The sequence below is a fragment of the Thermincola ferriacetica genome, from assembly GCF_001263415.1.
In the GTDB taxonomy this organism is placed as follows: domain Bacteria; phylum Bacillota; class Thermincolia; order Thermincolales; family Thermincolaceae; genus Thermincola; species Thermincola ferriacetica.
Map to the genome: position 1 here is coordinate 1 of NZ_LGTE01000006.1, position 12,717 is coordinate 12,717.

The window sequence follows — 12,717 nt, forward strand, 5'->3', positions numbered from 1 at the left end:
ATGATGGAGGTTTGCTGGTATAGCTTGTTTATCAGGCCAAAAAGCATATTGGCTTCCTGTCTGGTTATGGGCTGAAAACCAACTTTATCAAGTATGATAAGATTAGCCGCATACAGTATCTTAAGTTTTTTCCGGCTTTTACCCGATATCATTTCGGTTTTTAAAGCGTGTACCAAGTCATCCATGGTTGTAAAATATACCCGGTATCCGGCATCTATCGCTGCCAATCCCATGGATACAGCAAGATGGGTTTTACCAACTCCGGGAGGGCCCAGGAACATAATGTTGTAGGCGCCTTCCAGCCATGCCATATCAGTGAGCTGTTTCATCTGTCTTGTTTTGAAATCCGAAATCAAAGTCTTCCAGTGTTTTCATATACGGCAGATTTGCCGCTTTCAGCCGTCTTAGTCTGCCTCGGTCCTGTCGCCCGTTTTGTTCGGCTTCGAGCAATTCCTTAATCGTCTGCAGCGGCGTCCATTCTTCTTTTTGGGCTTTTTCAAGTATATCTTCGAGTTGCTTTGCAGCATATACCATGGCCAGGCTATTAAGCTGTTCCTGTACTGTGTAAAGAAGGTTCATTCTGTTTCACCCCCTTTGGCCAGTACAGCATATTCGGATAACGACCGCTTTTGAGTCGTAACCTGTGGCAATATAACTACCTTTGGTTCCTGTTCAAGACGTTCAATTTCTTGCTCTATCGTACCTTGGAAATAACGGGCGGCATCTCTAAATTCGACAGCGCTGTATAGACTGTTTGTTATGCAATAACTAAGCGCCTTCTGCCATGCCCGTTTATCATACTCTTTTAGGACGCCTTGTATCAGTTGGAATTGATCACGTGCGTACCGGGGTTTAAGCCGACGTATTTGGGCAAGTAAAAGCTCGGCTTCTTCGCTTTCCTCCATGCCCCTGAAGGTTTTCGTTTGCATTTTATCCAAAAAATTGCTGTAATCCCTGACACAGTTGTTATTACGTATCAATCGCCCTTTTTCTTTAGAGACAGGGTATTCTGCCAAAAGTATAGTCAAATTCGTCAAATATTTTTAATGTACTGTTCTTGTTACAATGGGGTTGGATAATTTTTTGGTGCATGGTACCGGCTAGCCCACCGCATTTAGCCCACCGCCAATAAAGGTGGGCTTTCCGGTACCTTGATAAAATGACCACCGCCATTGGCGGAAATGCCTAACTTGTTGACAACCTTATTTGGCGTTCCTTGACAACCGCCACTGACGGTTATCAAACTGCCGCCAAATAATGTGGTCTTCAACAATAAATAATAATAATGAAGTTAAATTTATATTTAATAATATTCCTGTTATTAACGGAGGAGTAAAAGCGGTATATAATTTAAGTGACATAAACTGAATAATATTATCAAACCTAATAAATATGTAAAAATAAGTTTTTTACAAGGAGGAGAGTTGCCTGTACTGGAAACAGGCACAAGTAGGAAGTGAGCAGGTAGTTAACCTTGTTATTAATGATATTAAGATAAATAATGAAAAAGGTGTTGTCACATGTGGAAAGACATTAGTACCTATTCGGTTGATGTCGGAAAATCTAGGGGCCAAAGTAACATGGGATGCAATAAATAAAATGGTAACTGTTGACACTAATGTTGGAGACGAATTAAAGAGAATTAAACTTTTCATTGGAAAACGAAATGCTTTTGTAAAAGAAATTCCTGTTCCCTTGGAAGTACCTGCAGAAATAAGAGGAAATTTGACTTACGTACCCTTAAGATTCCTGGGAGAAAATCTTGGTTTTGATGTTGGTTGGGATAATGTTACTAAAACGGTTTTAGTAAAGAAAAAAATAAGTATCCAGGTGCTATTTTTTAGCTGAAAGCAAAAACGAATGTATTATATAACTTCTATTAAAAGCAGAGGTTTTAAAGCCTGTGCTTTTTAAGTGTCTTTTTTATGGACAACATTTCCTTGGCAGAAAAATGAGAAATTAGGAGGATTTTAGCTTATTAAGTAGAAAATTAACAAAAGGCAAAGCAGAAATGGAAATTAAGGAAGGCTGCTTATGTGGCTTACATATAACAAATCCAGATATTCTTTTTTTATAATGCTAGCAGATGCGGTAATTATTAATATTAGCATAGTTCTCGCTTATCTGGTTCGGTTTAACTTTGCTCTACCGGCATTTAATTTTCAACCGTACCTGGAGATGTCAGTTTGGATTACGTTAGGGGCCGTATTCTTTTTTCATGCTTACCACCTCTATTCCATTTCGGCCCGCACCAAGTGGGACGATCAGTTTTATTCAGTTATTTTGGCCGTAACCCTTACCTTGATGTTAAGTATCTCCTTAACCTACATCAGCGCGAATTATTCTTTTCCCAGGTCTGTTTTTTTGTTAAGCTGGGTGCTACAAATTATGTTTATGCTGCTGTGGAGGTACTTCCTGTGGAAACTGAGCAAAAGGGTTTTAGGGGTACAAAAGGCTGTTTTAATCGGCGATAAACAGGACGCTGCAACACTGGCAGATGAACTGAAGAAATTTCCGGAAAGCCACATTGAGATTGCAGGGTTAATAGTTACGGAAAATAAACCGGTTGACAGAGTAGAAAAATACGAAGTACTGGGTGACTTAACTAATTACGAAAGCATTCTGGCCAATACTGATTTGTATGATGTTGCAGTTATCACCCCTTCCCTGCCCATAACTATAAAAGAGAAAATAGTCTGCAGTTGTTATAATTACGGGAAAGAAGCGCTGCTCGTACCGGATTTATACGAAGTGCTTCTGATCAGGGCAAACCTTGATCTGATTGACGATATACCTTTGTTTAGCGTCAAAGACACCAACGGAAATAATGATCCGGTGAAACGGTGTTTAGATGTTGTGTTGGGAAGTATAGGACTTATAATTGCTCTACCGATAATGGCTGTTCTGGCAGTGATTATTAAATTAGACTCGCCGGGGCCTATCATTTATAGGCAAGAGAGGGTAACCAAAGGCGGCAGGGTTTTTACCTTGTACAAATTCAGGACCATGGTAGAAGATGCTGAAGCAACTACCGGACCTGTTTTTGCTATGGAAGATGACCAACGGGCAACAAGGGTAGGTAAGTTCCTGCGCAAATCCAGGTTGGATGAGCTTCCACAGTTGATAAATGTGATAAAAGGCGATATGAGCCTGGTGGGCCCAAGACCGGAACGACCGGTGTTTGTGGAGCGGTTCTCCAAAGAGATCAATGGTTATGACCATCGCCACAGGATGAAACCGGGCCTGACAGGGGTAGCTCAAGTTGCGGGCAAGTACGATACAGGGCCCAGGGAAAAATTGATTTTTGATTTACTATACGCTAAGCGCAATGGTATTCTGGTTGATATTCAAATTCTGTTGAACACAGTAAAAGTGCTGTTTATGAGGGATAAGGCGTTATGAGCACGAAAGTGCGCATTCTGGAGATTATTACGTTGGGCGAGATTGGCGGAGCGCAGAACGTATTTGCCGATTTAGTCCAAGGTATAACCGAATATGGCCGGAATGTCGAAATTGATATTGTCTTTGGGAAAGGGGATTATCTAAAAGAAATTTTTGCCGGTTGGCCTTTTGGCGAAGTAATACAAATACCTTTTATGGCAAGAAACTTAAATTTATCCGCAGACTTAAAAGTACTATTTTTTTTAAAGAGACTGTGTAAAGAACGTAAATACGATATTGTGCACTGCCATAGTTCCAAGGCTTCCTTTCTGGCACGCGTTGCGGCCCGATGGGCCGGTGTTCCCAGAATATGCATGACGGTACACGGACTACCCTTTCACCAGGGAATTTCACCAGTGGAATCAGCCGTTTACAGAGCTGTAGAAAAATTGGCCTTTCCTCTGGCGTCAGAATATATATTTGTTTCACGTGCTGATATAAAGGAGGCCTTAGAATTAGGGCTTCATGAGAATAAAGTAAAATTTATCCCCAATGGCAGACCTATACCCAAAAAGCCTATGCAAGGATTGCGCCAAAAATATGGAATTCCACGAGAAAGACCCATTGTATGTATGGCGGCCAGACTCAGCCCTGTTAAAAATCCCATGTTTTTTTTGCGAGTGGCTAAAAGAGTTTTGCTGAAAATCCAAGAGGGCTGTAAACCGGTTTTTATCTTAATCGGTGACGGCCCTATGATGCAACAGTGTTTGGATTTTGTTAAAGGAACCGGTTTGGAGAGGGATATTCTCCTGACAGGAGAGATAAAAGAAGCTGCTGCACACTTTTGGGATGCCGATGTAGGGGTGCTTACATCTGAGTATGAAGCCTGTCCGCTTGTGCTGATAGAAGCTATGGCCACCGGGACACCGGTAGTTGCTCCTGATGTGGGGGGGATTAGCGGTATTGTTCAGAAAGACCGGACAGGCTTTCTATATCCTGCAGGCAATGAAGAAGAAGCGGCTGCCTGTCTGATAAAATTGTTAAAGGATGAAAAGCTGCGCCGGGAAATGAAAAAGGCAGCTCTGCAAAGGTATTATGCAGAATTTACTGTCCAGAAAATGATTGAAGGTTATATGAGTATTTTTGATTTGACAGGGGCTTAAAAATGCAAAATGCGTTAAAAAATTATTCACGTAAATTTGATGCTGTTGTTTGTCTTTCTGCCATAGACTGGGACTTTTTATGGCAGCGTACGCAGGAAATAATGTTTCAGTTTGCCTGTATGGGTTACCCCGTTCTTTTTGTTGAAAATACAGGTGTGCGCACGCCACGAATAAAGGATGTTCCCAGGGTATTAAACCGGGCAAAAAATGCGTTAGCCAAATTAAAAAATAGAACAGCCTGGGCAAGAAATAAACAATACGCCGAATCATTAAAAATACATAGTCCTCTTGCATTGCCCTTTCCATATTTCAAGCCGGCCATTAAAATAAACAATATGTTGCTTAAACGCCGGATTATGAAGTTCAGTCAGGAAACCGGGATACCTGTAAACCGCATGTTAATGTGGACCTACATGACAACACCGTTGGCTCTGGAACTGTCAAATGGGTTGCCCTGGGCCGGGGTAGTGGTTGATCTGGTCAGTGATCCTTGCAAGGTTCCCGGGGCGGAAAAGCTCAAACCTTTTCACCTGCAAATACTGCAGAGAGCTCACCTGGTTGCCTGCGCATCTAAGCCAATGTTCGATCAAGTTAAGACGCAAATGCCAAGCAATCAGGTTGACAAAGTCATATTGATTGAAGATGGATTTTCGGCCTGGCTGGCCGAGGCTGCTGATAAAGAAATAAATGTGGTTACAGATGCTTCTTTTCGACCGACGGCTGTTTACATCGGCGGAATTAATCAAAAAATCTGGTGGGAGGCTCTTATCCATCTCGCCAAGAACTTTCCTGAAGTATCGTTCGTTCTCATTGGGCCAAAAGAAACAGAAAAATTGCCCACCGATGAACTGCCTAATGTGACATGGTTACCGCCTTTTTCAAATTACACCCAGCTAGGTGCATTTTTAAAGAGATGCCAAGTTGGTTTAATACCGTATGTAAAGGATACATATGTGGCGGGGATGAGGCCGGCCAAAATCAATGAATACATGGTCATGGGTTTGCCGATAGTAGCGACTAAGCTGCCGGAACTGGTAAGGTTTACAAAAGAACATGGCTCTGGGGTTATGTATGTGGCTGAAACTCCTGAAGAATTTGTTTTCGCACTGAAAAAAGCCCTTGAAGAGGATTGTATAAAATTACGTAGCAAACGAAGACAAATAGCCCATGAGCATGCGTGGATAAAAGTCTGTGGTAAGTTAGAGGGAAAATTACACCAATTGATTTAAAGTTAAGATTAAAATACAGACAAAGATAATATTTTATTGGAGGAAATTGACGTATGGTGTAGGAAAATTGGTTCTGAAGTGGAAATTTAATAAAGTTCTAAATTCCATTGATTTGAAGTGTAGTTTGGGCTGCAATTTGAAAGCTGGCAAATATAAAATAGTATTGAGGGATACTTAATGAGAATTTTTAGGTCAGTTGTTGAACTGCTGGTAAGGAGTTTCCGGATTTTAAAAGTTTATGGATTGCTGTATTTTATTCGGAGAGGTTGGAAATATGTGAAGAGACGTGGGTGGAGAAATTTGTTTGCTTCTGAGGACATAAACACCCAGTATCAAAAATGGATACATAAAAGAAAAGCTTATTATTCTGAGAAGCCATTTAATTGCAGTGTCGTTCCTGTTATCGGCATTATGATGCCTGTTAACTATACAGAGCACATACGTATTCAAGATTCCGTAAAGTCTATATTAGCTCAGGATTCGCCATATTGGCATTTATATTTGGTAACTGATGACCCTACTGAACTCGGTACAAAAGAAAGCTTAGTAAAACAGATTAAAACGGATAAACGTATCTCAATTATTTGGCGTTCAGGTGCGGACGTTGCCGGTATTGTTAAAAAAATGACTCAAGTAGATTATGTCTTATTTATGGATGTAAATGATCGTCTTAGTTCTGAAGCCGTGGCGACTTTTCAAAAAACTTTGATTAAAGACCGAAATTTAGATTTGATATACGCCGATGAAGATACGTTTGACGGGGTGTCAGGTCAACGATTTAATCCTGTTTTTAAACCGGGATGGTCACCTCACTTATTACTTTCGTTTAACTATATTGGTCATCCAGTAGTATTACGTAAGGAATTATTAGAAAAGGTAGGCAAAACGGTATTTTTTAGTAACAACTGGGAATATAGGATTTTGTTAAGCCTGACTAACCTACATGTAAATGCCAAGCGAATACCGGAAATGTTGTGTAGTAGAATTAGTCCCGCCGATTTTATTGTAAATGAATCGGAGGAGAATCATAATTCAGGTTATTTGGCAATAAAGGAAGCATTAAGTAAAAAAGGCCTTCATGCAACAGTTCGATTTTGTCCTGAGATGGGAATCTATGCTACTAGGTTGGGCATTAAAGAGAAAGAAAAGATTTCAATAATAATTCCCACTAAAGATAACGGTAAAATATTACAAGGATGTTTGGAGAGCATACTGGAAAAATCTAGTTATGACAACTATGAAATATTAATTATTGATAATGGCAGTACTGACGAATCTACTTTAATATTTTTGGCGGATATAAAAAAATTCGATAAGATTAGGGTATTAAGTTATCTAAAGGAGTTTAATTACCCGCTGGTTAACAATTTTGGCGCAGCTAATGCAGCGGGAAAACATTTGGTTTTTTTAAATGATGATACCAAAGTAATCAGCTCTGATTGGCTGGAAGCTCTTCTTGAATACAGTCAGATGCAAGAGGTGGGCGCTGTAGGGGCATTGCTATTATTTCCTAACGGCCTCATTCAGCATGCCGGAATTGTTATCGGCATGAGAGGAAGCGCATCTCATGCTTTCTACAAATACGAAGCTGATAAGCCCGGTTATTTGAATTTAATTCAGTGTGTTCGGAATGTATCTGCGGTAACGGCAGCTTGCATGATGATTAAAGCTGAAACTTTTGCCAAAGTAGGTGGTTTTGATCCCAGGTTTCGGTTAGGCATGAACGATGTAGATTTGTGTTTAAGGTTGTTAAAGATGGGTTTATATAATGTATATACGCCATATGCAAAGCTGATCCATTATGAATCATTAACCAGAAACGAATATGTAGACGATAATGAAATTGAAATGTTTAAAAGACTTCATTGCGAATTTATATCTAATGGTGATCCCTATTATCATCCTGAACTAAGCCTTGAACGAAATGACTATTCACTGGCAATATAAATTGTGCTGAAAGTAAGAAAATGTTATGTTGATTCAGGAGGAGAATATTGTCAAAAAGATGAGTTATTTGAAACAGTTTTATTTGTTCTTGATTGATACAATTAAGTGTAGAGGCCTAATTTTTGAATTAGCAAAAAAGGATTTTAGGGCAAAGCATTTAGGCTCATACCTTGGTATTCTTTGGGCCTTTGTTCAACCAACCATTACCATCTTGATTTTCTGGTTTGTATTTCAAGTTGGGTTTAAATCGACTCCTGTTGATAATTTTCCTTTTATACTGTGGCTTTTATGTGGGATGGTACCGTGGTTTTTCTTTTCGGAAGCTATATCCAATGCTACCAATGCTGTAATAGAAAACAGTTATCTTGTGAAGAAAGTAGTTTTCAGAGTCAGCATATTGCCAATCATTAAAATAGTATCGGCGTTATTTATTCATATATTTTTTATCATTTTTTTGTTTTTAATGTTTTTCTTATATGGTTACAAGCCAAATATTTACAATATACAAATAATCTATTATTTGTTGGCAACTGTTATTTTGGTTTTGGGGATTTCATGGATAACTTCGTCGCTAATAATTTTTCTAAGAGATATAGGACAAATAGTTGGAATGTTACTGCAGTTTGGTTTTTGGATGACTCCAATATTTTGGTCATTAAAAATAGTGCCTGAAAAGTATCACAACATTTTGAAACTAAATCCCATCTATTATATAGTGGAAGGGTACCGGGAAAGTTTTATTTATCGTACATGGTTCTGGGAGCATTTATATTTAAGCATTTATTTTTGGATTATAACTCTTTCTCTGTTTATAATCGGGGCTTTAATGTTTAGAAGACTTAGACCACACTTTGCAGATGTCTTATAATCATAAGGGGATAATTATGGATAAAGATATAGCTATTAAAGTACAAAACGTATCAAAGATATATAAACTGTATGATAAGCCAATAGATAGATTGAAAGAGTCTATAAACCCATTTGGGAAAAAGTATCATAAGGACTTTTATGCCTTAAAGGACGTATCATTTGAAGTTAAAAAAGGTGAAACTGTTGGTATTATTGGGAAAAATGGGTCAGGGAAATCAACATTGTTGCAACTTATAACAGGAGTTCTTACGCCTACAACGGGTTCGATTCAAGTAAATGGTAAGGTATCAGCATTATTAGAACTTGGTGCAGGATTTAATCCGGAACTTACAGGAATAGAAAATGTATATTTGAACGGAACTATAATGGGTTATAGTAAAGAAGAGATGGATAAGAGACTTGATGACATACTCTCTTTTGCAGATATAGGTGATTATGTTAAACAACCTGTGAAAACCTATTCCAGCGGTATGTTTGTTAGATTGGCTTTTGCGGTAGCAGTAAGTGTTGACCCTGATATTTTAATTGTTGACGAAGCCCTGGCTGTAGGGGACATGCATTTTCAATTGAAGTGTATTGATAAAATGAAATCTTTTAAAGAGGATGGCAAGACTATACTTTTTGTTAGCCATGACATATATTCTGTGCGCAATTTTTGCGACCATGTTATTTGGATGATGGATGGAAAAATTTATTTAAGAGGCAATGTTTTGAGTGTAACAGACCAATATATGGACTATGTAAAATCGGAACTCGAACAAGTAGATACTCCTATATCAGGAGAAAGGAAAAATGGGATACTCAACATAGACGCAGTTACTATTTTGAATGACAATGACGAGGAAAAAAATAAATTTCTTTTTGGTGAAAATATTAAAGTTGTAGTTGATTATACACTTAGTGAGAAATTGCCAGGAGTAATTGGTGGAGTAGCTATATTTGACAGGCGGAATAGCTATATATGTGGTCTTAACACTAAGTTGGACGAGGTAAAGTTACCAACTTCTCCCGGCAGTTATCAATTAATTTTGCAATATAAAAATATGAATTTGTTGCCTGGTTCGTATTTTATAGATGTTGGTTTTTTTGAAAGCTCTGGAATTGTACCCTTAGATTATAAAAGCCGAATTGCTTCTTTTCAAATTTTCTCGACACATTATATGGCTGAAGGTCTTACCCTACTGAATCATATATGGAATTATAAGAAACGAACTTAATGAGGAGCATTAAATATGAAGTATGAATTTAAAATCGATATGTCGAATGATAGTGCGCACTCGCTTGTTTTACGCCATATACGTTTTGGTTCTCAAGTACTTGAGTTTGGTCCGGCGACTGGGTACATGACCCGCTATATGAAGGAAAAACTAGGGTGTATTGTATATTGTGTTGAAAGAGATATAGAAGCGGCCAGGAAAGCGGCCAATTACTGTGACAGAATGATTATAGCGGATATAGAGAGCATGGATTGGATTGACCCGCTTTCAGAGAAGTCTTTTGACCATATAGTTTTTGCTGATGTATTAGAGCATTTAAGGGATCCCTGGAAAGTACTTGAGTACGCCAAAGCATTTCTTAAGCAGGGTGGTACGGTAGTTACATCCATTCCTAACATTGGACATAGTGCGGTATTAATGGAGCTGTTTCAAGGAAGGTTCGAGTATCAGCCTTTAGGGATACTTGATGAAACTCATATGAGGTTCTTTACAAAGAAAAGCGTTTTGGATCTATTAGAAAAGGCTGGACTATGTCCGATTAAATGGTTAGGAACTATTGCTTATCCCGAAGATACTGAATTTAAGCAAGAATACAGAAAGTTTCCACCAGCCCTCCAAACAATATTAAAAAACCGAGAAGATGCTCATGTATATCAGTTTGTTACAGTATCCAAAAGAAAAGAGGACATATGTCAAACAGAATGTTGCATGAACTTTAATAGCTTATCTCATGCAAATAACGGATATGTGCAGGTTTTTTGGAAATTAGATGGTAGATTTGATGAGAACATATCTGCAAAAGTACCTCTAGAGTGCAACAAAGGGTTTGTGAAATATGAATTGAACCTTCCCCCGAAAATACATGGATGTTTGCGAGTAGATCCAGCAAGTTTTCCAGCTTATGGTGAAATTAAAAACATTGCATTATTTTCTAATAATGTTCATATTACTGGAGAACTTGAGCCGGTGCTATTTTGGAGTAAAGAAAACAATTTTGAAGGCTTGTCTCCGGGGCCAGGCGTAGTGTTTCTAGATGGCCAGGATACTAAAAAATTTTTATGTATTGATTTTGACCCGCAACTATATTTAACCAATGTGCCCGATATAGGCAGTGACCATTCTTTAGTTTTAAGGATAGAAATGAGTATTTCTGAAAATATACCCCAAAATATTTCTGCTCATATTAACGAACTTTTCTCCGAAAATGATAGACTATGGAAAGAACTTAAGAAAAAAAATGAACAATTGAAAACACAGTCTAATGAGTTAGCAAGGACACAAGAAGAATTGAAAAATAAAAACAAACAAATTCAGCACCAGTTAGAAAAGTTGGAAAAACAGGATATGTTGTTGAAAGAAAAAGAAAAGTGTCTTCGCGGATTACAGATTGAACTTACACAAATTTATAATTCAAATGGTTGGAAAGCGCTTTCATTATACTATAAAACAATCGATAAGCTACTGCCAGATGGAACGAAAAGAAGAAATTATTTATTTGCTCTTAAAAATAATATTCGTAAGTCCGCCAGTTATCTAAAATTGTATGGTTTGAAAAGTTTTATAAAAAAAGTGAAATACAAGTTAAATTCAACCAGCGTGAAACTAGACGGTAAAAATACCTTTGATGTTCCGCAGTTAAAGTTAGTCCGTGTTCCAGAAAAAAAAATAGAGCCAACTGATGATGCAACTGTTTCAATTATTATCCCAACAAAAAATGCAGGTGAGGATTTTGATTTACTTTTGGCTATGCTCCAAAAGCAAAAAGGGTTTAAGAATGTAGAAATTATTATAGTAGATTCCGGAAGTACTGATGGGACACTGGAAACTGCAAAAGATTATAAAACAAAAATAGTAACAATCTTGCCAGAACAATTTTCTCATTCATACGCAAGGAATTTAGGAGCCAGTCATGCAACAGGTAATTTTCTACTTTTCACTACCCAAGATGCTTTTCCCCCATCTGATTTGTGGCTTTACGAGCTTTTTTGCGTGTTAAAAAATAATGAAGTTGTAGCCGTTTCGTGTGCAGAAACTCCCCGAGAAGATGCTGATTTGTTTTATAGAGTTATTGCTTGGAATCATTATAAATTTTTAGAAGTAGATAAAAATGACAGGGTTTTCTGTAAGCCTGAAGCAGAAAATTACATGACTTTAAGGAAGAACGGGCAACTTTCGGATATTGCTTGCTTAATTTCTAAAGATATTTTTATGAAATATAAATATAGGTTTAACTATGCAGAAGATTTAGATCTTGGAATAAGACTGATAAAACATGGCCATAAAATTGCCTTTCTTGGTTCTACCAGAATTATTCATTCTCATAATAGACCGCCATATTACTTTTTAAAGAGAGGTTATGTTGATAATCTGTTTTTGTCAGACATATTTTCTGATTTTCCTATTCCATTTATTGAAGTAAACTCTTTTATTAAAGATATTGTTTTTACATACAATATTTTAAATTCTGTCATTAAAAGTGAATTATTAAATTTAAAGTTACCTCTTAAAATAGATGAGTTCATTAGTATCGTTAATAATAAATTTCAAATTGCTAATCGTTGTAGTTATCCTGCTTCTATTGATATTGATGGCAATGAATATATAGATAATGAATTCAAGTCTTTTCTAACAAGAATTTGGTATCATTATTCAGGGCACAGAAATCATGAATCTTACAATGGTATTCTTATCGATGCGCTTCTTGGTTTTCTTGATATAACCTTTCAATATATAAGAAACACTTACGAATTAATAGATGACTATGTACTTGAAGATTTTAAATCATGCATCTTTAAAGAGTATGCTATTTTATGCGGCGCACATTTGGCCTATTGCTATTTAAAAAGCCCAGACAAAGAAAAAGATGCATTACATGATATTTACAGCGAGCTCATTAAAGGGGTATAACTT

The 12,717-nt window shown here is 37.4% G+C and carries 9 protein-coding genes and 1 pseudogene; 8 read left to right on the forward strand and 2 right to left on the reverse strand.

What is annotated here, in order from left to right; translation table 11 throughout:
- A pseudogene (locus tag Tfer_RS17275) lies at positions 1-579 on the reverse strand (ATP-binding protein); the annotation flags it as partial.
- Positions 576-980, reverse strand: coding sequence for a hypothetical protein (locus Tfer_RS05575; RefSeq protein WP_152908980.1), 405 nt, complete (start codon positions 978-980; stop codon positions 576-578). The gene Tfer_RS05575 and the pseudogene Tfer_RS17275, both read right to left, overlap by 4 nt.
- 514 nt (positions 981-1,494) lie before the next feature.
- On the opposite strand from Tfer_RS05575, the gene Tfer_RS05580 reads away from it, so the two are divergent.
- The 8 genes from Tfer_RS05580 to Tfer_RS05615 all read left to right on the forward strand — a co-directional run bounded on the left by Tfer_RS05580 (position 1,495) and on the right by Tfer_RS05615 (position 12,714).
- Positions 1,495-1,848, forward strand: a complete 354-nt coding sequence (locus Tfer_RS05580; protein ID WP_282432057.1) for a copper amine oxidase N-terminal domain-containing protein — start codon at positions 1,495-1,497, stop codon at positions 1,846-1,848.
- Positions 1,849-2,034: 186 nt separating this feature from the next.
- Complete coding sequence (locus Tfer_RS05585; protein WP_052217245.1) at positions 2,035-3,402, forward strand: sugar transferase; 1,368 nt, start codon at positions 2,035-2,037, stop codon at positions 3,400-3,402.
- Positions 3,399-4,544, forward strand: a complete 1,146-nt coding sequence (locus Tfer_RS05590; protein ID WP_052217246.1) for a glycosyltransferase family 4 protein — start codon at positions 3,399-3,401, stop codon at positions 4,542-4,544. Before Tfer_RS05585 ends, Tfer_RS05590 begins: the two co-directional genes overlap by 4 nt.
- A gap of 2 nt (positions 4,545-4,546) precedes the next feature.
- On the forward strand, positions 4,547-5,773 hold the full coding sequence (locus tag Tfer_RS05595; RefSeq protein ID WP_052217247.1) for a glycosyltransferase: 1,227 nt from the start codon (positions 4,547-4,549) through the stop codon (positions 5,771-5,773).
- Between the two features lie 300 nt (positions 5,774-6,073).
- Positions 6,074-7,720 (forward strand): glycosyltransferase family 2 protein, encoded by a 1,647-nt coding sequence (locus Tfer_RS05600; RefSeq protein ID WP_160315532.1) that lies wholly within the window; start codon positions 6,074-6,076, stop codon positions 7,718-7,720.
- A 58-nt stretch (positions 7,721-7,778) separates the two neighbouring features.
- Positions 7,779-8,588, forward strand: a complete 810-nt coding sequence (locus tag Tfer_RS05605) for an ABC transporter permease (protein WP_052217249.1) — start codon at positions 7,779-7,781, stop codon at positions 8,586-8,588.
- 16 nt (positions 8,589-8,604) lie between these two features.
- Positions 8,605-9,807, forward strand: coding sequence for an ABC transporter ATP-binding protein (locus tag Tfer_RS05610; protein ID WP_052217250.1), 1,203 nt, complete (start codon positions 8,605-8,607; stop codon positions 9,805-9,807).
- 15 nt (positions 9,808-9,822) lie between these two features.
- On the forward strand, positions 9,823-12,714 hold the full coding sequence (locus Tfer_RS05615) for a glycosyltransferase (protein WP_052217251.1): 2,892 nt from the start codon (positions 9,823-9,825) through the stop codon (positions 12,712-12,714).
- Positions 12,715-12,717: the final 3 nt, after the last annotated feature.